The organism is Gaetbulibacter jejuensis, assembly GCF_039524015.1.
GTDB lineage: Bacteria > Bacteroidota > Bacteroidia > Flavobacteriales > Flavobacteriaceae > Gaetbulibacter_B > Gaetbulibacter_B jejuensis.
Genome location: NZ_BAAAGF010000002.1, coordinates 61067 through 82814, shown reverse-complemented (window position 1 = coordinate 82814; position 21748 = coordinate 61067). Strand labels below are relative to the sequence as shown.

General features: G+C 31.9%; 20 protein-coding genes. 8 read left to right on the top strand and 12 right to left on the bottom strand.

Annotated elements, in window-relative coordinates:
- Nucleotides 1-24: 24 nt before the first annotated feature.
- Together prfA and ABD011_RS06935 are read right to left on the bottom strand one after the other, a co-directional pair.
- Nucleotides 25-1101, bottom strand: a complete 1077-nt coding sequence (prfA, locus tag ABD011_RS06940; protein WP_129761577.1) for a peptide chain release factor 1 — start codon at nucleotides 1099-1101, stop codon at nucleotides 25-27.
- A 77-nt stretch (nucleotides 1102-1178) separates the two neighbouring features.
- A complete protein-coding gene (locus ABD011_RS06935) occupies nucleotides 1179-1877 on the bottom strand; it encodes a hypothetical protein (protein ID WP_343796925.1) in 699 nt (232 codons plus the stop codon).
- Between the two features lie 214 nt (nucleotides 1878-2091).
- Here ABD011_RS06935 and ABD011_RS06930 point away from each other — a divergent pair, with 214 nt between their 5' ends.
- Nucleotides 2092-2379: a hypothetical protein gene (locus ABD011_RS06930; RefSeq protein ID WP_262732575.1), complete on the top strand. Its 288-nt coding sequence runs from the start codon at nucleotides 2092-2094 to the stop codon at nucleotides 2377-2379.
- On the top strand, nucleotides 2376-3038 hold the full coding sequence (locus ABD011_RS06925) for an ATP-binding cassette domain-containing protein (RefSeq protein WP_343796922.1): 663 nt from the start codon (nucleotides 2376-2378) through the stop codon (nucleotides 3036-3038). Before ABD011_RS06930 ends, ABD011_RS06925 begins: the two co-directional genes overlap by 4 nt.
- Here ABD011_RS06925 and ABD011_RS06920 read toward each other — a convergent pair.
- The 5 genes from ABD011_RS06920 to ABD011_RS06900 form a co-directional block, all read right to left on the bottom strand.
- The gene (locus tag ABD011_RS06920; RefSeq protein WP_129761573.1) at nucleotides 3035-3991 is read right to left on the bottom strand and encodes a DUF3078 domain-containing protein; all 957 of its coding nucleotides are present in this window, start codon (nucleotides 3989-3991) and stop codon (nucleotides 3035-3037) included. The two genes, ABD011_RS06925 and ABD011_RS06920, sit on opposite strands and share 4 nt — an antisense overlap.
- A 32-nt stretch (nucleotides 3992-4023) precedes the next feature.
- Nucleotides 4024-5202, bottom strand: a complete 1179-nt coding sequence (locus ABD011_RS06915; protein WP_134201099.1) for an AIR synthase related protein — start codon at nucleotides 5200-5202, stop codon at nucleotides 4024-4026.
- Nucleotides 5203-5238: 36 nt separating this feature from the next.
- Nucleotides 5239-5934 carry a Curli production assembly/transport component CsgG gene (locus ABD011_RS06910; protein ID WP_343796919.1) on the bottom strand — a complete coding sequence of 232 codons (696 nt, stop codon included), beginning with the start codon at nucleotides 5932-5934 and terminating at the stop codon, nucleotides 5239-5241.
- A gap of 226 nt (nucleotides 5935-6160) precedes the next feature.
- The gene (locus tag ABD011_RS06905; protein ID WP_161566749.1) at nucleotides 6161-6304 is read right to left on the bottom strand and encodes a hypothetical protein; all 144 of its coding nucleotides are present in this window, start codon (nucleotides 6302-6304) and stop codon (nucleotides 6161-6163) included.
- Between the two features lie 180 nt (nucleotides 6305-6484).
- Nucleotides 6485-8671 (bottom strand): glutamine synthetase III family protein, encoded by a 2187-nt coding sequence (locus ABD011_RS06900; RefSeq protein WP_343796917.1) that lies wholly within the window; start codon nucleotides 8669-8671, stop codon nucleotides 6485-6487.
- 250 nt (nucleotides 8672-8921) lie between these two features.
- Here ABD011_RS06900 and ABD011_RS06895 point away from each other — a divergent pair, with 250 nt between their 5' ends.
- Nucleotides 8922-9938, top strand: coding sequence for a glutamine synthetase beta-grasp domain-containing protein (locus tag ABD011_RS06895; protein ID WP_131507874.1), 1017 nt, complete (start codon nucleotides 8922-8924; stop codon nucleotides 9936-9938).
- Between the two features lie 70 nt (nucleotides 9939-10008).
- On the opposite strand, the gene ABD011_RS06890 is transcribed toward ABD011_RS06895, so the two are convergent.
- Nucleotides 10009-10959: a calcium/sodium antiporter gene (locus tag ABD011_RS06890; protein ID WP_343796914.1), complete on the bottom strand. Its 951-nt coding sequence runs from the start codon at nucleotides 10957-10959 to the stop codon at nucleotides 10009-10011.
- Between the two features lie 140 nt (nucleotides 10960-11099).
- Between ABD011_RS06890 and ABD011_RS06885 the strand changes: the two genes are divergently transcribed.
- Both ABD011_RS06885 and ABD011_RS06880 read left to right on the top strand, forming a co-directional pair.
- Nucleotides 11100-11459: a BlaI/MecI/CopY family transcriptional regulator gene (locus ABD011_RS06885; RefSeq protein WP_129761568.1), complete on the top strand. Its 360-nt coding sequence runs from the start codon at nucleotides 11100-11102 to the stop codon at nucleotides 11457-11459.
- Between the two features lie 2 nt (nucleotides 11460-11461).
- Entirely contained in the window at nucleotides 11462-13318 is a 1857-nt protein-coding gene (locus ABD011_RS06880) for a M56 family metallopeptidase (protein WP_343796910.1), read from the top strand.
- A 49-nt stretch (nucleotides 13319-13367) separates the two neighbouring features.
- Here the strand turns inward: ABD011_RS06880 and ABD011_RS06875 are convergent, their stop codons facing one another.
- Complete coding sequence (locus ABD011_RS06875; RefSeq protein WP_343796908.1) at nucleotides 13368-15323, bottom strand: endonuclease; 1956 nt, start codon at nucleotides 15321-15323, stop codon at nucleotides 13368-13370.
- Between the two features lie 550 nt (nucleotides 15324-15873).
- Between ABD011_RS06875 and ABD011_RS06870 the strand changes: the two genes are divergently transcribed.
- A complete protein-coding gene (locus tag ABD011_RS06870) occupies nucleotides 15874-16026 on the top strand; it encodes an SsrA-binding protein (protein ID WP_131507882.1) in 153 nt (50 codons plus the stop codon).
- Here ABD011_RS06870 and ABD011_RS06865 read toward each other — a convergent pair whose 3' ends face one another.
- Genes ABD011_RS06865 through ABD011_RS06855 form a run of 3 tightly spaced genes read right to left on the bottom strand, consistent with a single transcriptional unit; the run spans nucleotide 16027 to nucleotide 20011 of the window.
- Nucleotides 16027-18540: a TonB-dependent receptor gene (locus ABD011_RS06865; RefSeq protein ID WP_343796905.1), complete on the bottom strand. Its 2514-nt coding sequence runs from the start codon at nucleotides 18538-18540 to the stop codon at nucleotides 16027-16029.
- A complete protein-coding gene (locus ABD011_RS06860) occupies nucleotides 18524-19441 on the bottom strand; it encodes a FecR family protein (protein ID WP_343796903.1) in 918 nt (305 codons plus the stop codon). The genes ABD011_RS06865 and ABD011_RS06860 overlap by 17 nt, the downstream gene beginning before the upstream one ends.
- A gap of 45 nt (nucleotides 19442-19486) precedes the next feature.
- Complete coding sequence (locus ABD011_RS06855) at nucleotides 19487-20011, bottom strand: RNA polymerase sigma factor (protein WP_343796901.1); 525 nt, start codon at nucleotides 20009-20011, stop codon at nucleotides 19487-19489.
- A 97-nt stretch (nucleotides 20012-20108) separates the two neighbouring features.
- On the opposite strand from ABD011_RS06855, the gene ABD011_RS06850 reads away from it, so the two are divergent.
- On the top strand, nucleotides 20109-21185 hold the full coding sequence (locus ABD011_RS06850) for a hypothetical protein (RefSeq protein ID WP_343796899.1): 1077 nt from the start codon (nucleotides 20109-20111) through the stop codon (nucleotides 21183-21185).
- 179 nt (nucleotides 21186-21364) lie between these two features.
- The gene (locus ABD011_RS06845; protein WP_262732564.1) at nucleotides 21365-21739 is read left to right on the top strand and encodes an OB-fold putative lipoprotein; all 375 of its coding nucleotides are present in this window, start codon (nucleotides 21365-21367) and stop codon (nucleotides 21737-21739) included.
- Nucleotides 21740-21748: the final 9 nt, after the last annotated feature.

Sequence of the window (21748 nt, the reverse complement as noted above, 5' to 3'; positions counted from 1 at the left end):
AGCCTCAAAAAAAGAGGCTTGTTGTTATATGGTTTCATCACTAGCTTTCAACTTTTCAGTGTTTTCAGCCAGCATTAATTCGTCTATTATTTTTTGGATATCTCCATTAACGATGTTCTGTAAATCGTAAAGTGTTAAACCAATTCTGTGGTCAGTAACACGTCCTTGTGGATAGTTGTAAGTTCTAATTTTAGCACTTCTATCTCCAGATGTTACCATACTACCACGTTTTGCTGCATCTTCTTCTTGCTTTTTCGCAAGCTCTAAGTCATACAAACGCGAACGTAATACTTTAAAGGCTTTTTCCTTGTTTTTGTGCTGTGACTTTTGGTCTTGACATTGCGCTACCAAGCCTGTTGGGATATGCGTTAAACGTACAGCAGAATAGGTAGTGTTTACCGATTGTCCTCCTGGTCCTGACGAACAGAAATAATCAATACGTACATCTTTTGGGTCTATCTCCACATCAAACTCTTCGGCTTCTGGGAATACCATAACCGTTGCAGCGCTTGTGTGTACTCTACCTTGTGTTTCGGTTTGCGGTACACGTTGTACACGATGTACACCTGCTTCAAATTTTAAAGTTCCGTAAACATCTTCACCAGACACTTCAAACTGGATTTCCTTAAACCCACCATTTGTTCCTTCGCTAAAATCAACAGTACTTACATTCCACCCTTTACCTTCGCAGTATTTAGTATACATTCTAAATAAATCTCCTGCAAAAATACTAGCCTCATCTCCACCTGTTCCTGCACGTAATTCAACCACTGCATTTTTAGCATCTTCAGGATCTTTTGGTATTAGTAAGAATTTAATTTCGTCTTCTAAAACAGGTATTCTTGCTTTAGCTTCATCATACTGCATTTTAGCCATTTCAACCATTTCTTGGTCACTTCCATCAGCAATGATTTCTTCAGCTTCAGCGATATTATTTACAAGTTCTTGGTACTCATCACGCTTGTCAACAAGCACTTTAAGATCTTTGTATTCTTTATTGAGAGCAACATAGCGTTTTTGGTCTGAAATAATATCAGGTTGAATGATTAGGTCACTAACCTCATCAAAACGCTGTTTTACTATTTGTAATTTATCTAACATTTATCTTCTTAAAATTGTGCCGCAAAAATACGATAATTTATGAATTTAAAATGTTTAAATCTGCTCGATATACATTGCTAGATAACTCTATCCTTTTCACTCAAGCTTTTTGCTATATATTTTTTAGAATATATTATAGTAAAACAAAGTCCCATAGTATAGAAAAAACGCTCAAAGTAAGACAAATTATCATAACCAAGGTAGTACCCAAAGGATGAAAATATGTCTGAAAAAAGAAACAAAGCTAAAAGAAATGCAAAATACTTAGCACCTTTAAAGTCAGTACTATTATACCTAAAAGCTATAATCAGAACAATCATTAAACATAAACCATGAATATAAAACAATAAGCTTAGACCTGCTTCTAGATTTTGTTCAATAGAATCAATAAGTAATTTAATTATACCGAATCCTAAAAAAGACACAAATATATAAGACAACCAATCTAAGCGGGTTATTTTGACATTTCTCTGAAGCGGAATTACATGCCACATTAACACAACATAAAAGAGAAGTTTAAATATGTTAACTAAAAAAGAAAACACAATGTTTTCATAATATATAAGTGAAATATTGGCTAATAATGCCAATATAAATGCCAGAGATAGTTTAAAATTTAAGTAGCATTTGTTATACAAAAACACTACAAATAAAAGAAACACAACAACACAATTAGTTTCATCAAAATATTTTAATCCGAATTTATATATAGATAAAAAATTGAATAAAATTAAGATGATGGTAGTTATAAATACTCCTAAATTTGTTTTAAGCATTATAAAAATAGTATGAAAAAATTACTGTAACCTTTCTTACTTAAAAGAAACTTTAAACATACAACACTTACTCTTTTATCCAAGTGTTTTTTAATAAAAAAATTTCTTTAAATTGAATTTACAATGATTTATGAATCCTTAAATTTTAATATGCACTATTAGCTACGAATACTGCTTCAAAATATTTTTATTAAAAATACGTTTTCTTAGTATTATGCAGCAATTTGGAGCTATACTTTCTTTTTACAGACCTTATTTTATTTGGTCTTTTCTTGTTAATATTGGCATTACTATATTTAATCCACACATTGTTCCTGCTGTAATTACTAAACTCTTCCTTACTGTGTTTTTGTGGTATTTAGTTACCGAAACTAATGCTAGACGAAAGCTTATTTTCTACAAAAACTTAGGTATTTCATCTTTTAAACTTTTCTCGTCCCTTTTTATAATAGATATATCTATAATGATTGTTTATATTATACTCATTAAAGAGTTTATATGACGTTAGAGGTAGGCAATGTTGAGCTTTATTTTAAAGATAAATGCATTTTAAACGGTATTTACTTAAAAGCCGAAACTGGAAAAGTCACAGGTGTACTTGGTAGTAATGGTTCAGGAAAAAGTTGCTTATTAAACATTATTTTTGGCTCGTTACAATCAAAATATAAACTCATACGAATTGATGGAAAGCCAATTACACCTGCTTTATATAAAACAAAACTCGCAAGCTTTTTACCTCAATTTAATTTTACTCCAGATTGCGCCAAATTAAAAACTGTCTTCAAACTTTTAAGAATAGACTGGAATGATTTCGTAGCAGAATTTGAATCGTTTTCGTCTTACAAAGACAAAAGGTTCAATAAACTTTCAGGTGGAGAACGTCGTGTAATTGAAACTTACCTAATACTAAAAGGAAAAAACAAAATTGCTTTATTGGACGAACCTTTTTCGCACTTATCGCCTTTACACATTCAAAAAATTATAGGCTTAATTTCTGAAGAAAAGCACGAAAAGATAATCATCATAACGGATCACATGCATAAAAATGTAATTAACACAAGTGACAACCTATATCTAATAAAAAACGGATGCAGTAAGCCTATTAATGATCTCAAAGAACTTGAGACCTACAACTATGTAAGCACAGGAAGTCTAGATTAAAAGTCTACAACAACGCCAACGCCTAAAAGTTGTTTCCATTGTACTCTAGCTCCTTTTTCAACAAACTCGTCTTCTACTTCGGTTGGTTCAATGATTTTTACATCATTATCGTATTTTAGATGAGACCCTAAAGTTGCTCTCACATAATTGTTTACTTTAAAATCGAAGACAACTTCCCAATCGACATCTACATTTCCAAAACTATTGAGATAGTCTGTGTAAAAACTCACTAAATTCACTATTGATATATTTTCCAGCAATGTCGTTTCGTAGGCATTAGTTATTAAAACTCCCATTTCGGTTCGTACTCGTTGACCAGGAATAAGTACATTACCTTCGTCATCAAATTCAGCAGGTGTAACACCAAAAGAACCAGCATTAGCTAAATCTTCATCCAGAACAAATGTTGATTTAAAGGTTAATGGCGATAAATACAAATTAAGCTTCTCCATATTTTTACCATACTCTGCTCCAACACCAAAAAACAAATAACCAGGTGCCATAAACTGAGAAATAGGATTATTTCTGTCAGGATAGTTATATCCATTGGTAATTTGTGTTTTAAAGTTAAACCTTGCAGAATAAAACCAGTTATTTAGGGTATCTTTTCTATAGCCTAAATTTGACGCTAACTCAATAACATCTTCTGTTTTTCTTACTTTTTGACTCTCTTGCTTATTAATTCCGTAACGTACAGAACCAATACTCTTCCAAACAAAATTTTTATGTCTATAAGTTAAATTAGAAGTTACACCTACAAGCGCAGATATTGAGTTACTACCACCAGCACTCCAGTTTACAAATGCCACTTCACTTAAATCTAAACCTGCCCTATTTACCAATTCCCATTTGGGAGCAATCTCTTTAATTTTCTTCTTGAAAAACAATGAATCTGGTTGTGAGTATGAAAATTGAAATACTAATAAAAAGATAAGGTAAAAAAGGTTTTTCATTATATCATAGGGTTTAAGCGGATGTGAAAATTTTAGTAGTTAAAGGTTCCGTATTCACTCTCAATAGTTAGTTTTTTAGTTGAAGACGCTTCAACTCTTCCAATAATTTGAGCGTTTACGTTAAATGATTTTGAAATTGTAATAATGTCTTGTGCAACTTCAGGAGATACATATAACTCCATTCTATGTCCACAATTAAACACTTGGTACATTTCTTTCCAGTCTGTATTTGATTGCTCTTGAATTAACTTAAACAACGGAGGAATTTCAAACATATTATCCTTAATTATGTGAAGGCTGTCTACAAAATGAAGGATTTTAGTTTGTGCTCCACCAGAGCAATGTACCATTCCGTGAATGGAATCACTATTGTATTTTGACAAAATATTCTTAATAATTGGAGCGTAAGTACGTGTTGGCGACAGTACTAATTTACCTGCATCAATTGGCGAATTTTCAACAGCATCAGTTAACTTCACATTACCAGAATACACTAAGTCTTTAGGCACAGAGGCATCAAAACTTTCAGGATATTTTTCTGCTAAATAATTATTAAAAACATCATGTCTAGCCGATGTTAATCCATTACTTCCCATTCCGCCATTGTACTCTTTTTCATAAGTTGCTTGACCAAAAGACTCTAAACCAACAATAACATCACCTGCTTTAATATTAGCATTATCAATGACATCTTCACGTTTCATTCGAGCAGTAACAGTAGAATCTACAATAATGGTTCTTACCAAATCACCAACATCAGCAGTTTCTCCACCTGTAGAATGAATGGTTACTCCAAAGTTTTTTAATTCAGAGATCAGCTCTTCAGTTCCATTAATAATAGCCGAAATAACTTCTCCTGGAATTAAGTTTTTATTTCTCCCTATAGTTGAAGACAGCATAATATTATCAGTAGCACCAACACATAGAAGGTCATCAATATTCATGATAAGTGCATCTTGCGCGATACCTTTCCATACTGAAACATCTCCTGTTTCTTTCCAATACATATAAGCTAAAGACGATTTTGTACCAGCTCCATCTGCATGCATAATCAAGCAATGACCTTCATCGTTTGTTAAATAGTCTGGTACAATTTTACAGAATGCTTTAGGAAACAAGCCTTTATCAATATTCTTGATAGCGTTATGCACGTCTTCTTTAGAAGCTGAAACGCCTCTTTGCGCATATCTTTTACTTATATTTTGACTCATGGATTTGTTTTGAGCCACAAAAATAAGGATTGTAATTTATTTTTTACCCCAATTTTGTTTCTCAATTATAGAATTGGTGTTAATAACTGTTGGTAATTTGGCTAAAATCTTTTCTCTTTTCTTTGTTCCTCCTAAATAAAAGTTAATTCCGAACCCAATTCTCCAGTATACATCATCAGCATCACCAAACTCAAAACCGTCAAGTTCATCTGTAAAAACATGATTATAGTCAGCGTAAAGTTTTAGCCCCAAACCTTCAATAACTATATATTCTACGCCAAGTCCTGCTTGTGCCTTCATATCTGTACGTTCAAAATAATTAGCCGCATTATAACCTGCTCCTGCAAACACATAAGGTGTGAATTTTTCATAAGGTAGCATTGTATACTCTAAGTTCAAATCGAAAGACATAAACCCTTCATTAAAAATATCTTTATATGCAAGATTGAATTTGTTGTACCCGAAATTGATATTTAAATAAGGAAAGATATAACGTTTATAACCAACATGAAAAAACACTTCAAATAACGGATCGGTAAAATAATCTCCATTCATTACTGAAGTTCCTCCTGCAACATCAATAACATTATCACTTCTGTAGTCATAAAATTTTAGCTTTTTAAAAGCTTTACTGTTATCAAGGTTTTCGTTTTCCTGACCAAAAGATATAGTCGCGTAGAAAGTTAGGAATATTAAGACAAGCGTCTTAATACATTTGAATTTTGCTATCATCAATTTAATATTAATTAAACGTTCTTTAATTAATAACAAAAGAGATTTAAAGTTCTAATTATGAGGCAATAAGGAGCGCAATATAACAAAATAAAATTCAAAGAATCAACTTATTAGGTATTTCTGAAACAAAAAAAGACAGATGATTTTAAAATCACCTGTCTTTTTCCTATTAAATGAGTGTGAAACCCATTTAATAAAACAGTTAAGTATTTACGAAAGAATATTATGACTCTTTCGTTATTTTCATTTCTGTCTTAACAACACTTGTGTCATGTGTTAATTCGTCATTCTCTACATTAGAATCATCTTGAGAAAATAATAATGTAGCAAACATCAAAGCAGCCACACTTAATAGTAACTTCTTCATTTTACAAATAATTGATTAATAGCGTCACAAACTTACTAAATTAAGTAGCTGACCTGACTATGTTTAACCAAATAATCGATTATTAGTAAAATTTAGCGTTGAAATGCTATCCTATTCATTTTCATGTACGTATACCTACTTATCAATTTTTACAGAAAAGAGCCACAAACACAGTATTTACTACTTAGTAAAAAGTAGCTCTCTATATTTTGTAAGTGGCCAAAGCTCATCGTCAACAAGTAATTCTAACTTATCACAATGGTATCTTATATCATCAAATATTGGTTTAACTTTATTACAGTAAGCATGTGCTTTCTTTTCTATATCTTCAATTTTATTTGAGGTTTTACGTTCTTCTGTCATTTTTGTAACATTAGAATTTATTGATGCAATGTGCCCAGAAATTTCTTCGATTAAATTCAACTGTTCTTGAGCTAGCTTTTTATAGCTTGTTCCATAAATTTCTTTTAACCCTTTTACATTATCAATCAAGATATTTTGATAACGTACAGCAGTAGGAACCACATGATTTCGAGCTATATCTCCTAATACACGACCTTCAATTTGAATACGCATAATGTATTCTTCCATTTCAATTTCATATCGTGCTTCAGATTCTACTTTATTCATAATACCCAACTCCTCAAAAAGGTCGATTGCCTTTTTGGTTACTTTAGCTTTTAATGCTTCAGGAGTGGTTTTATTATTACTTAAACCTCTTTTCTTAGCTTCTTTTTCCCATTCGTCACTGTAGCCATTACCTTCAAATAATATGTTTTTTGATTTTTTAATATACTCTCTAAGAATATTAAATACAGCCTCGTCTTTTTTAAGGTTTTTCTTATCTATAAGCGCATCTACTTCTTTTTTAAACTCTATTAACTGTTTTGCCATAATAGCATTGAGCGTGGTCATTGGGTTTGCACAATTCGCTTTAGAACCTACAGCTCTGAACTCAAACTTATTACCTGTAAAAGCAAAAGATGAAGTTCTATTTCTATCAGTATTATCCAATAAAATCTCAGGAATTTTCCCAACCACATTAAGTTTAAGGTCTGTTTTTTCTTCTGGTGACAGTTTACCATCGGTTACATTTTCTAATTCACTAAGCACTTTAGTTAGTTGTTCCCCAATAAATACCGAAATAATTGCTGGTGGAGCTTCGTTTGCTCCTAACCTATGATCGTTACTTGCCGAAGCTATTGCTGCTCTTAATAACTCCTCATTATCATTAACCGCTTTTATAGTATTGATAAAGAAGGTTAAAAACTGAAGATTACTCATTGGTGTTTTTCCTGGACTTAATAAGTTAACTCCTGTATCGGTTCCTAAACTCCAGTTGTTATGTTTACCTGACCCATTAACTCCCGCAAAAGGTTTCTCGTGCAGCAACACCTTAAAATTATGACGTTCGGCAATCTTACCCATTACATCCATTAATAATGAATTATGGTCTACTGCAAGGTTAGCTTCATCATATATTGGTGCCAACTCAAACTGATTTGGTGCCACCTCATTATGTCTAGTTTTTACAGGAATTCCCAACAACATACACTCGTGTTCTAAATCGCGCATATACGCCATAGCTCTATTAGGTATTGTACCAAAATAATGATCGTCTAATTGCTGCCCTTTGGCCGAAGAGTGACCTAACAAAGTTCTTCCTGTTAAAACAATATCTGGTCTGGAAGCTGCCAAACCACTATCTATTAAAAAGTATTCCTGCTCCCAACCTAAAGACGCATTTACTTTTTTCACATTTTTATCAAAATACTTACACACATCTACAGCTGCATTGTCAACTGCTTGAAGCGCTCTAAGCAATGGTGTTTTATAATCTAGAGCTTCACCTGTATATGCTACAAAAACTGTTGGAATACATAATGTCGTGCCATAGATAAATGCTGGCGAAGTTGGATCCCAAGCGGTGTAACCTCTTGCTTCAAAAGTATTTCTTATTCCTCCATTAGGGAAACTAGATGCATCTGGTTCTTGCTGTACAAGTTGACCTCCTCCAAATTTTTCAATAGCTTGACCTCCTCCTAATGGCTCAAAAAAGGCATCGTGTTTCTCAGCTGTAGTTCCTGTTAAAGGCTGAAACCAATGTGTATAATGCGTTGCTCCTTTAGAAATTGCCCACTCTTTCATTCCTGTTGAAATATGGTCTGCAACAACTCTATCTATTTTTGTCCCTTTATTTATAGCATCCATAACGCTCATGTAAGCTTCTTTAGTAAGGTATTGTCGCATTGAAACCTCATTAAAAACATTAGCTCCAAAGATTTCAGAACGTCTTTCTGTTTCTTTAATCTCTAAAGGTTTTCTTGTTAATGATTCTTTTATCGCATGAAATCTTAATGTGGACATAACGTATGTTTTTGTTTGTTAATAAAGTACAAACTTATAGTTATGATGAATTTTAAAAAAGCGAATTAACATTAGATTATTAACAATTTAACAATTAAGACGCTTTAAAATGATTATTTATTAAAATCACCCCTTAAATTTAAGGGTGTAAATAAAAAAATATCACTTGTTAATAAATTAACCCCTCAAAAATGACACTTAAAAACAAAAAAATTATATTTGTAGCTTAATTACAAAAACTATTTACACAATGGCAAAATCTAAACTTGAGTACATATGGCTGGATGGTTACTATCCTACTCAAAACATGAGAAGTAAAACAAAGATTGAAGAAGACTTTAGCGGTAAACTAGAAGACTGTCCTATTTGGTCTTTTGACGGAAGTTCAACACGACAAGCAGAAGGCGGATCTTCTGACTGCTTATTAAAGCCTGTTGCAATTTTTCCTGATCCTGAAAGAAAAAATGGATACTTAGTAATGACTGAAGTTTTAAATGCAGATGGTACTCCTCACGAATCTAACGGAAGAGCTACAATTGATGACGATGATAATGACTTTTGGTTTGGATTTGAGCAAGAATATTTCATTATGGACACTAAAACACAATTACCTTTAGGTTTCCCTGTAGGAGGTTACCCTGCGCCTCAAGGATTGTATTATTGTTCAGTTGGTGGAAAAAACACTCATGGTAGACAGCTTGTTGAAGAGCACGCTGATTTATGTATTGCTGCTGGTTTAAACTTTGAAGGTATCAACCAAGAAGTTGCTTGTGGTCAATGGGAATTCCAGTTATTTGCCAAAGGTGCTAAATTAGCTGGTGATGAATTATGGGTTGCACGTTATCTTTTAGATAGATTAACTGAAAAATATGGTTACTATATAGAATACCACCCAAAACCATTAGGAAAAGATATGGATTGGAATGGATCTGGTATGCATGCTAATTTCTCTAACACCACTTTAAGAACTTGTGGTAGCAAAGAAACTTATGAAAAAATATGTGAGGCTTTCAGACCTGTTGTTAAAGAACACATTGAAGTTTATGGTGAATTTAACGACCAACGTTTAACAGGAAAGCACGAAACTGCAGCTATAACTGATTTTAGTTATGGAGTTTCAGATAGAGGAGCTTCAATTAGAATACCTATTATTACCGTTGAAAAAGGTTGGAAAGGTTGGTTAGAAGACAGACGTCCTGCTTCTAATGCTGATCCATACAAAATTGCTGGTAGAATTGTAAAAACAGTTAAGTCAGCAAATGTTTAATTAGACATTATCTTGTTTTGTTCATAAAAACAATCACAAAAGCTTACATTAATTTGTAAGCTTTTGTTTTTTATACCACTGCGTAATAGATAAATATCAAATACGCACCAAACAACAAAAAGCCTTTTAAACGTCCAAGTTCGTAACGTTTAGGTAAAAACACTAACGGAATTAATACAGCAGCAAAACCTATCATCCAAAAGATATTGGTTGATAAAATTTCTGGAGTATTTGGATTTACTGCTATTGGTTTTATAATAGCTGTAAGCCCTAAAACCGATGCAATATTGAAAATATTTGAACCTATTAGGTTTCCTAAAGAAATTGCTTTTTCCTTTTTAAGTGCTGCGATAACTGATGCTGCTAACTCAGGAACACTTGTACCTATTGCAATAACAGTAACCGAAATAGCATACTCACTTACTCCAACCGCTGAAGCTAAATCTTTTGCGCCTTTTACCAACCACTCACTACCAAAATACAACGCAGCAGCTCCTATTAATAACCAAAGTATAATTTTAAAATTGGATGTTTCTTTAAGCGAATCGTCTACCTCATCTAAATTAACTTTAGTTTTTCTTCTAGAATCTTTAATAAGCACAACAAGAAATACTGTAAGCATAACAATAAAAAGCACACCTTCCATCAAGCTTAAGTAATCATCATTTTTCAGAAAAACATAAAGCAACACAGACATTAGCATCATCATTGGCCAATTCAATCTGTAAAAGTCTTTATCTACTAATAACGGAGAAATAATTGCGGTTATACCCAAAACCAAACCAATATTGGCAATATTTGAACCAATAACATTTCCTAAAGAAATATCAGAAGAACCATCTAAAGCAGCTTGCAAACTCACTAATAATTCAGGTGCAGAAGTTGCAAAAGACACAACTGTCATACCTATTACAAGCTTGGATAATTTTAATTTAAATGAAAGTGCAACCGATGAGCGTACTAAAAACTCACCTCCTACCACTAAAAGCAATAACCCTAAAATAACCCAAATTACACTCATAAAAACTATTTTTTGGCGAAGATACTATTTAGTTTCAATCTGTGCTAAAAACTAAAAATTTCGTTAAAAAACTATATTTGTAGTTGTATAACTAGAAAAATAGTTATAAGTTTGAGTATTCAATCAAATTAAAATCCACTATGCAAAAGTTGACCAATAAGGAAGAAGAGATTATGCATGTACTCTGGAAACTTGAAAAAGCTTTCGTTAAAGATGTACTTGCTGAAATAAAAGACGACAAACCTCACTACAACACACTATCAACCATAATTAGAAACCTTGAAGAGAAAGGTTATGTAAGTTATAATGCTTATGGTAAAACGCATCAATACTACCCTATCATTTCTAAGGAAGCCTACAAGAAACGTTTTATGAACACAGCAATTGAAAACTATTTCAACAACTCATATAAGAATGTTGTATCGTTTTTTGCTAAAGAGGAAAAGATAAGCGTTGATGAGCTTAAAGAGATAATTGCTTTAATTGAAAACAAGAGCTAGTTATGGAATATCTTTTAAAATCATCAGCCATAATTGTACTTTTTTATTTGTGTTATAAGCTATTCTTACAACGCGAAACCTTCTTTACATCTAACCGTTGGTTTTTAATTACAGGGTTATTTACAGCAATCGCTATTCCATTTATTGTTATTCCTGTTTATATTGAATACACTCCTGTAGCTCAAAATTTTATTGCTGTTGGAAAAATTATTGAAACGCAACAAACCGAACAACCTTTTAACTACATGCAACTACTCCCATTAGCTTACAGCATTGGAGTTGTAGTATTGTTACTAAAGTTTGGAATAGAATTATTCTCTTTATTCTCTTTATTAAAAAAGAACAGCCTTGAAAAAAGTGAAAATCATTATTACATAAAAACAAGTAAAAGCATCGCTCCTTTTTCATTTTTCAACTATATCGTTTACAACCCTTCTCATTTTAACCCTGAAGAGCTTAAACATATTATCAATCATGAAAAAGTGCATTCAAAACAATTTCATTCAATTGATATAATAATTACCCATCTTGCTACTATACTCTTTTGGTTCAACCCCTTTATGTGGCTGTACAAAAAAGCGCTACAGCAAAACCTAGAGTTTATTGCAGACCAAGAAGCTCAGCATGTTTCATCATGTGAAAAAAGCTATCAAATGCTATTAGTAAAAGCAAGCACAAACAGCAATCAATTGGCATTAGCCAACAATTTTTATACTTCATTAATCAAAAAACGAATAGTTATGTTACACAAATCAAAATCGAACAAATTAAGAGCCTGGAAATATATATTAATACTTCCTGCTTTAGCTTTATTTTTAATGAGCTTCAATACTAAAACTGTTTATATCGAAAAAGTAATTCCTATTGAAACACCAATAATTGATTACGCTACAGTTGAAGGTTTAGACGCTACTGAACAACCTAAAATTGCTACAACACAAAAACAAACAAAAGCAATAACTACGACTGCTAAAGGCACATCAACTAAAAAAGCAGCTACTGTAAAATCAAAAACCGCTAAAAGCACAACATCTATTTTAGCAGATACTGAAATGTTTTTAATTACTAAAGATTTCACTGATGCTGATTTTGACAATTTAAAATCTAAGCTGGAAAGCAATGGTGCTTCGGTAAAATTCAAAGGCATAAAACGCAACAAAAGCAATGAAATAACTGCCATTAAAATTGATATTGAATACAAAAATTCAAATGCTAATTATCATGTTAAAGGAGACGAACCAATAGCAGATATTAAAATTGCACTTGACGAAGACGGTAAAAGTGTTGCAATTGGCCATGTAGAAAACAGCTTAAAAAACATCCATTTTGTATCTGATGATGGTAAAGTAAAATTCAGCCAAAACAATGGTAACAATGTAGTTTTCATTTCAAAAGATGATGATAACGTACATGCTGACAAAAAAGTTATTGTAAAACAAAACGTTAAAACAACCACCAACGGAAAAAGCAATACTGTTATTGAAATTAAAACCGATGATGACAATGTTCAAGTTATAGAATTAAACGAAGACACAGATAACGAAGAGAATGTTTTTGTTGTTAAAAAAGATAAGGACAATGTTTGGGTAACAAAAGATGTAAAAACTATTGTATTAACTGATGAAGATGGTAAAGATGTTGAAATTATAGCTTCTGAAAACGGTAACAATACTTTAGCTTATAGCAATGGTAATCCTTTATTTATTTTAGACGGAAAGGAAGTTTCAAGAAAGGAATTGAAAGACATTGATCCAAAAACAATAAAAGAGGTTGAAGTTCTTAAAGGCGAAAAAGCTGTAGAAAAATATGGAGACAAAGCCAAAGATGGTGTTGTCATTATCATAACAAAGAAAAACTAGACACCCTTATACAAACAAAAAAGCCCAAACTTAAGTTTGGGCTTTTTTGTTATTCCACTATAATTTTCTTGACAATTGTTCGTTCCCCTGAGACTATGCTAAGCAAATACATACCAGGAGAAACGTTAATATTCAAATATGAATTCCCTCCTGAAATATTTTCAGTATAAACCTTACGACCATCAACAGCAAACACCCCGACACTTGCAGGATTATTAATTCCTGAAATATGAACACCTCTGCTTGTTGGGTTAGGATACACCTTTATTTGAGCAACATCTACATCGTCAATTCCAAGTTCTTGATTCCAAACTTGCCCTACCATATTTCCCCAAATATATTCCACTAAATCAGGTTGGTCTATAAATGGATTTCTATTAAACTGCCATTGATACACCACATTGTTTCTGTTCATTTCAAAATCGTCAGGCGGATCATTTCTGTGCCAATCTAAAAGCGTAGCTAAGTCCCCAAATTGTCCTGTCAATCCTTCTGGAAAACCATTTACAATTTCTAAACCATTATATCTAACAGCCATATAAAATACGCTTCTTGCAACATCTCCTTTAAAACCGCCTAAAGTTCCTGAAGGTCCATTGTACTCTCCATAAAATTGGTTTCCTCTACTACTATTTTCTGGTCCATCAACCGCTCGTAGTGCATGAGCATCAGAGTTTCCATGACGAAGAGAATCTGCTGTGGTGTTCCAAAATATATCAATTCCGTCACCAACTTCATCTTCTTCAATACTATCAAACCCTCCTCTAGACCTAGGAAAAGTATGTTCTCTATTCCAAGTTCCTACATTATTAGAAGTGGTTTGAAAATCTAATTTTGCCCTTCCTTGTTCTAGATACACTAACCAAACCTGGTTACTGTTTTCAGGGTTTTGGTCTGCTTCTTTTAAAATATCAATAACATCAGTATAGGTTTGAGCTCTAACCACACCTTCTTCAGCAATAATATCTTGTAACGCTTGTCTTAACGCAGTATCAGACAACTCGTCTAAACTATTGTAATATCCACTAGGCTGTGTACTTTCTACAACACCATAAGATGGGTTTATTGGAGTCCCAAAAGGAGCAACAGTAAAATCATTATCAATAACTCTAATTTTTATAAAATTATTGAACGGGATATAAGGAGGTTCTAGACCTAAAAATCGAATTAAGAGTTCTTCATCACCTTCATCAATAGCATCGTCAATAATAGTTATTGAAGTGGTTACAGCGTTTTGTCCATTTGGAATAGTAACAGTTGTGGTTCCTGTAAAATCTGAAGTATCAAAAGTTCCATTGTTTAAAGTAAAGTCAAACTGAAAATCTGCAGTAACGTTTTCTTGCGCTGTAAAAGTAATATCAAACGTGTCACCTTCACCATACTGCGTTAGCGCAGTTGAAATACTAATCGCATTAAACACAACTCCTCCACCTTCATTTAAAGCTCTTGGAGTTGGTGTTGTTGCTGTATACGAGCCATCGTCATTTCTTTGAATAGAATTTGTATTGTTTGAAGCACCTTCGCTAATCTGTTCAGTTAAACCTAAAAGCGCCATTAAATTAGTATCATCACTATCATTAGTATCATAAGCCAACGCATCAATTAAATTAGTCTGAGTTGCTAGAGTACCTTCAGGAAAATCGGTATCGTCCCCTAAATAAATAGCAACTGCATCAGCTCCATTTTGAATAACATTAGGTGAAATTAAGAACTGAGGAAAAGGAGTTACAGTACTACTACCTATTAACAACAAGCCATTAACATCAGTAACTGCACCATCTAAATCAATAGTCATATAACTAGAATCTCCTCCAGAAGAAGAACCATTAAAAAACACCAAAACATAACCGTCTAAAGAAAAGTTTGGTGTATCAGACTTTAACTCAATAAACTCTTGGTCATCTATTCCTGGTGTATCACAGTCCAACTCATTAATCACAACTTGACTAAATAATGTTGTACATGCAAAAAAAAGTAAAATGACTGCTAGTAATTTTTTTTTCATATTAGGGAGTTTTTGCAAATGTACGCATCAATTTAACTAGAATACATTTTGGGGTTTACCAAATCATTAATTTTAACATAAAATGAGCTAAAAACTACATCTATCTTTATTGGTTCGTATTTATATTTTAACTAACTCAAAAAGATGAAAAGCTAAAAAAACAGCCTTTTTATAACCAAAATCCCCTTGGTTTTATTTTTCACCTTCAAAAAAGCCCTACAATTATTACAATTTAAAACAAAAAGCTATTTAAAAATTACAATATAAAACTTCATTTAAGACAAGTCACATATAAATTGAAACATATATGATTTTTTTACTTATCAATTAGAAGTTAATTTCATCGATTTTCATTAAAACACTTGGAGGATAGATTTCTAAAAATATATATTGAAAACTCAATCGAAAAAACAAAGAATTTTTAACAACCAAAAACCAAGAAATTATGATGACAATTGCTAAAATTTTAATTGATATTATTTTCAGTTAAGTACAACCCTAACAAAAATATAAAACTTAGTTCTAGAATAAGTTTTACTATTTTTGCTAAATGAAAAAGCAAGTCTTCAAAACCTTGGCAACAGTTAACAAAGCTTTACTACCAAGCTTCACTAAGCGAAAACTCGACATTACCAAAGCCAGTAAACTCCAATTAGCAATTATTGCTTGGAGAGCTTATGTTACAAAAAATGCTTTGGATTAATTAAAAATACACTCTAAAAACTGCATTGGGAGTTATACCCAACGAGTGTTGAATAGATTGTGTTACCGAATTATTTTCCAAACTGTAAAACTTATTGATTTGGTTTTCTTTGTTGAGAACATTCCATACTGAAAGTCCTAAATGGGAATTTACTTTTTCAGAAATCTTCAAATTATATATAGCAGAAACATCTACTCTTAAATAGTCTTGTAGGTTACTGTTGTTTGATGCTTCGTAATTAATTTCACCATCACTTATTGAATTTAATACCATAGGATTTGTTGTTGGTTTACCTGAATGCCAATTTAAGCCTGCTGAAACCTTAAATCTATTTGAAGAATACGTTGTGCCAAAAGCAATTGCGTGCCTAATATTATAATTACTAGGAAAAACTGTTTCTTGCAAAGATTTGAATTCATAATTGTTATCCATAAAGGAGTAACTTAACCAAGCACTTACTTTATCAAATCCTTTTCTAAGTAAAACATCAAGACCTTTTACCTCATAGCTTCCTGAAGTTCTAGAAAGTTCATATTGATTTTGAAATCCTTGACTGCGTGAAGTTATACCATCAACATTTTTATAATACCCTTCTAAACTTAATAACCATCCTTTTTTTGAAAAACTAACTCCTGTAGAAACTTGTTTACTTGTAATTACAGGAATATTGTCATCGTTAGAAAGTTGCCATCTGCGTTTTTCAATTCCAAAAAAATCGTTCTGAACATTTATTACCTGAGACGTGTTTTGGTGTTTAAACTCTCCAAGAATTTCAAACGTAAAGTCTTCAAGAAAACGCTGACTAAAACTGAGTCTTGGCTCCCAAATTGTTTTTTTTAACTTGTCAATATAATTAAACCTTACTCCTGCATTTATATTCGTATTTCTATTAGTTGAAGTATAACCAAATTGCGAAAACACACCGTGAGTTCTAACAACCTCTGAGACCAATAGTTTGTATAGCGGATTATCAACATCATCTAGATTAGTTACTTCAGTTTCTACAAAATGGTACCCGCTCAATAACTGCATTTTTGGGTTTAGCTTGTAATTTGAGATTAACTTTAAGCTCGTTTCAGACACCACGTTCTCTTGTAAATATCTTTGCGAATCTAGTATATTTACATTTACGGCTTTTAATTTGTAATCTGTTTCATAAATCTCAAGAGCGGTTTTAAGCTTAGTATTCCACTCTCTATCATATCGTATTGCACCAGCAATACTATTTTGGGTTAAGCTACTTTCTCTTGAGTCTTCAACACCATTTACCATAGCATTTTCATTAAATAGCAGCCTGTTTGATACTGTTATAAAATTAAGTCTTAGTTCATCTTTTTCACTTATTTTATAAATCCATCGAAGCGATGCGTCATAAAAGTCAAACTCTTTATCAGAATTAATAATATCTCCCATATTTGTTTCCACCTCAGTATTTTGCGAAATACGATCAAAAAACTCATTGTAAGTTGGTGTTTTCACAAAATCACTAATTGATTTTCTAGCAGCAAATTGAAAAGACGATTTTTTTCCTATTGGCACATCGGCAAATCCATTAACATCAGTAAGATTAGCTCCTAAGCTTCCTTTAAACTTTGTATTCAGTTCTTTTTCGGTTTTCATATCAATTGTACCCGAAACTCCATCTGTTAAAACCACATCAGTTCCATTTTTAACCAAACTAACGCTTTGTGTAATTTGAGGGTTATACATAGAAATAAGCCCGAAAAAGTGACCAGATTGGTACATTTTTATATTATCCCAAAGCAACAAATTTTGGTCATGTGCTCCACCTCTAATACTTATATTTGATACTGTTTCATTAATACTCTGAATACCAGGAAACGCTTGTACTGACTGCAAAACATCAGTATCTATAACACCTGGTAAAATATCAAACTCGTTAAAGTTTATTTGATATGTTCCGTTATTAAGTTTTTTAATACCATGAGTAATAAAGTTTGAAATAATTACTTCTGAAAGTGATTCAAAATTTGGGATTAACTCAACAGTTTCACAAGTCCTAGAAAGAAGCTCTTTAATTGGCTTTTGTAGTGTTTTATAACCCAGATACCTAACAGTTATAGTTTTTGCTTTTAAAGGCAGCTCCAACTCAAAAAAACCATTATTATCACTAACAGTTAAAACAGATTCGCTCTGTATTGTTGCATTACCTAAAGGTTGGCCTTCTTTGTTTTTTAAATATCCACAAATGATAATAGATTGTTTTGCAGTTACTAAAACAAACTGGTTATTAGTAAGTGAAAAGATTAATTGGGTATTATTTTCAAGGTATTGTAATGCTTCTTGTAAAGATATATTTTGAGATGGAGGAGCAATAAAAATATTGTCCACTAAATCTTGGGCATAATTGAATTGTACGTTATAGCTCTGTTGTAAATTTTGAATTATTTGAACAAGCGATTGTTGTTCTTTACTATCTTGAGCATTTATGGTAAGAACAGTAAAAAATAGAAAACAAAATAGTAAAAACCCTTTTTTAATTCTTCTTTGCATGAATTACAACAAGGTTATCAGAGCTCAGTTCAAAGGTCATATCCATAGGTTGAGTAATGGATAATAATGCACTTTCTAAATCATTATGCATAAAGCCTCCTGTAAATATACGATTAACATTTACATCTTTAAACGTAACCTCAATATTATACTGTCTCTCTAACTCCGCCAAAACTTCTTTAAAAGGCACTGAAACAAACTCACTAATATTTTCTGTCCATTTTGGTTTTATTGAAGTAGTAGTCGTTTCAGTAAACATATTATTAAGGATTCTATAACTATCTCCTGCTTGTAAAAGTCTTGATATGGTATCTGAAACAACCTTAACTTTACCTTCATAACAAACCACTTCAAAGTAGTTGCTACGTTGTTTAACATTAAACTCTGTTCCAACAACTGTTACCAGTCCTTCTTGGGTTTTTACATCAAACTGACCTCCTTTTGAAACTTTAAAATAAGCTTCACCATCCAATTCAACCAACCTGTTTTCCTTCCAATCTTTTTTATTGAATGAGATAGTCGAATACGCATTTAAACTAACCAAAGAAGCATCAGGCAATTCAATGGTAGTCTTTTCACTAGCTAATGTTTCTATTTGAGTATTCGGATTAAAAACAAACAAAAAATAAATACCGAAAGCAATGACTAATACACTAGCTATTCGCATTAAGTATTTTCTAGCATTAAGCTTGTAAACAGGTTTTTTATTTTGAGCTTCTAAGGCTTTGGCTTTAAACACTTCAAAAGAATCTACTTTTGAAAAATTTGATGCTTTAAAAGCTTTTGCAGAAGTTATTATTTCGTTATAAAAATCAGCATCTTCTAATTTTGAAAAAGCTTCATGCTCTTCATCTGTCAGTTCATTTCTTAACCATTTCTGTAATAGGTAGTCTTTATCCATTAACCATCATTTTATATATAACAACTTAACCCTAATTAATCCTGATTATTTAATTTTAAAATCACCCAATCCTTCTTTCAATTTGTCAAATGCTGAATAAATTCTATACTCAACAACTTTTTTGGTAACACCTAACATTTCAGCTATTTCAGCATGTTTTTTACCTTCAACTTTACTTAGCAAAAAAGCGACTCGTTGCTCTTCGGTTAAACTCTCCAGTACAGCTTGGTAACGCTCAAAATACTGTTCCTTCTCAAGTAAAAATTCGGGAGTTTCGTTTGTATATTTCTTAGGTGTTTCTTTTTCAAATTTCATCACCACTTTTTGATGCTTTATTTCATTCAACATCATGTTATTAGCAACAGTGAATAAAAAAGATTTTGCTTTACTTAATGTTACTTTTTTACAATTATCCCATAATTTCATAAAAGCATCTTGTGCTTTATCACTAGGGTTGTACTGAGCTCCATATTTATAATATAAAAAGTCGTTTAAGTCTTTTGAATACTTATTATAAACACGTTCAAAAACAGTTTCTTCGCAGATATCTTCTTTTAAATCTTTTGACAATTTGAGCACTTTAATTGCCTAAATGTATATAAATATTTTTTAAAGTGTTCAGGAGTTTTTAAAACTGAGTTGTTTAATAATAAACATTGCTTATAAAATGAAATTACAATTAAAAACCTTTTTTCTATCACTACTAGCTTTAGCTATTTTAGCTACATCATGCCGAAAAGAAGAAGTAGTATTTGAGCAAGCTCCAGAAGAAGAAACTCTAGTAGCCGGATCAGTCGTTGCCAATTTAATGCAACGCACTGCTATGAATGATGGCTCTAATGATAATATTATTGATAACGCCAATTGTTTTAATGTTGAACTTCCTGTAACGGTTATTGCCAATGGACAAGAACTTGTAATTAACACTACTGATGATTATGAAGCTATAGAAATCATTTTTGATGATAGCGACGATGATATTGACTCTCTTGAAATCATTTTTCCTATTACAATCATTTTTTCTGACTTCAGTCAAACTACAATAAACAACATAAGTGAACTACAAAACTTTGCAAATGACTGTAATGGTGAAAACCAATATGACGATGACATTGAATGTTTAGATTTTCAATACCCTATTACAGCTTCTTTTTTTAATACAAACAATGAAATTATAAACACTGTTACTTTCACAAATGACTTCATGTTGTTTGATTTTATTGATGAAATAGATGAAGATGATTTAATTACTATTGGGTTTCCTATCACTGTTGTTTTACAGGATAACACCGAGATTACGATTAGCAATTTTACTGAACTTGAAACAACAATAAACGCTTATGCTGAAAGTTGCGATGAAGATGATGACAATGATTACAATGATGACGATTGCGACAATTGTTCTCCTGTTGAATTAGTGAATATACTTACAAGTTGCAATAGTTGGATTGTTGATAAACTAGAACGAAATGATAATGATTATGACGATTTATATGATGGTTATACATTTCAGTTTTATGAAGAAGGCACTGTTTATGCTTATTATTTAGGAACTACATACAACGGAACATGGTCAACTAACGGAAGTGGAAACGATATAACTGTCATCATAAACATTACAGGTTTACCATATTGTAATAACGATTGGGTTCTACATGAAATTCAACAATATTCTGGGGAAACTAAAGTAGATCTTAGAGTTGGTGGTGAAGATAGATTGAGGTACGAGAGTACTTGTAATTAAAAATACACTTAGTAATTGTATTAGCCAAAGGAAAAGATTAATTGAAAAAGAAAAGTTCCACTATTACTTGTTTTTCCTAAAAGCACAACTAAGTTCTTAGATTGATGTTTAAACTGCTTCAACAATGTTGGAGCAGTTTATAAAAAAGCAAAGTCTAGGTTTTAAGCTAATGAGACAACATGAAAAAATGGATCGCCATAGTAATACTCATCATTATTGCTCTTATAGCATATAATTACATCTATCAAGACCATAGAGATATTGGAAATGAAGAAGCTGAATTTGTATTTAAAGCTTCAAATTTTTCAGCCGAATTTTCTATAAACCCCAAAGCATCTGAAAGTAAATACCTAAACAAAACCATTGAAGTGGATGGAACTGTAACTGACTCTGACAAGAACAGCATCACATTAAACAACAGTATTTTTTGTCAATTCAATACACCTCTAGACAACATCGAACGAGATAAAAACATAAAAATAAAAGGACGTGTTATAGGCTATGACGATTTACTAAACGAAATCAAATTAGACCAATGTATAATTATTAATTAACCAAAAATA

Coding starts and splice junctions, on each gene's coding strand:
- ABD011_RS06925 (WP_343796922.1), top strand. CDS start 2,376: ATGACGTTAGAGGTAGGCAATGTTGAGCTTTATTTTAAAGATAAATGC.
- ABD011_RS06895 (WP_131507874.1), top strand. CDS start 8,922: ATGGCAAAATCTAAACTTGAGTACATATGGCTGGATGGTTACTATCCT.
- ABD011_RS06920 (WP_129761573.1), bottom strand. CDS start 3,991: ATGAAAAACCTTTTTTACCTTATCTTTTTATTAGTATTTCAATTTTCA.
- ABD011_RS06915 (WP_134201099.1), bottom strand. CDS start 5,202: ATGAGTCAAAATATAAGTAAAAGATATGCGCAAAGAGGCGTTTCAGCT.
- ABD011_RS06880 (WP_343796910.1), top strand. CDS start 11,462: ATGGAATATCTTTTAAAATCATCAGCCATAATTGTACTTTTTTATTTG.
- ABD011_RS06905 (WP_161566749.1), bottom strand. CDS start 6,304: ATGAAGAAGTTACTATTAAGTGTGGCTGCTTTGATGTTTGCTACATTA.
- ABD011_RS06930 (WP_262732575.1), top strand. CDS start 2,092: ATGCAGCAATTTGGAGCTATACTTTCTTTTTACAGACCTTATTTTATT.
- ABD011_RS06845 (WP_262732564.1), top strand. CDS start 21,365: ATGAAAAAATGGATCGCCATAGTAATACTCATCATTATTGCTCTTATA.
- ABD011_RS06865 (WP_343796905.1), bottom strand. CDS start 18,540: ATGCAAAGAAGAATTAAAAAAGGGTTTTTACTATTTTGTTTTCTATTT.
- ABD011_RS06935 (WP_343796925.1), bottom strand. CDS start 1,877: ATGCTTAAAACAAATTTAGGAGTATTTATAACTACCATCATCTTAATT.
- prfA (WP_129761577.1), bottom strand. CDS start 1,101: ATGTTAGATAAATTACAAATAGTAAAACAGCGTTTTGATGAGGTTAGT.
- ABD011_RS06910 (WP_343796919.1), bottom strand. CDS start 5,934: ATGATAGCAAAATTCAAATGTATTAAGACGCTTGTCTTAATATTCCTA.
- ABD011_RS06850 (WP_343796899.1), top strand. CDS start 20,109: ATGAAATTACAATTAAAAACCTTTTTTCTATCACTACTAGCTTTAGCT.
- ABD011_RS06890 (WP_343796914.1), bottom strand. CDS start 10,959: ATGAGTGTAATTTGGGTTATTTTAGGGTTATTGCTTTTAGTGGTAGGA.
- ABD011_RS06860 (WP_343796903.1), bottom strand. CDS start 19,441: ATGGATAAAGACTACCTATTACAGAAATGGTTAAGAAATGAACTGACA.
- ABD011_RS06875 (WP_343796908.1), bottom strand. CDS start 15,323: ATGAAAAAAAAATTACTAGCAGTCATTTTACTTTTTTTTGCATGTACA.
- ABD011_RS06870 (WP_131507882.1), top strand. CDS start 15,874: ATGAAAAAGCAAGTCTTCAAAACCTTGGCAACAGTTAACAAAGCTTTA.
- ABD011_RS06900 (WP_343796917.1), bottom strand. CDS start 8,671: ATGTCCACATTAAGATTTCATGCGATAAAAGAATCATTAACAAGAAAA.
- ABD011_RS06885 (WP_129761568.1), top strand. CDS start 11,100: ATGCAAAAGTTGACCAATAAGGAAGAAGAGATTATGCATGTACTCTGG.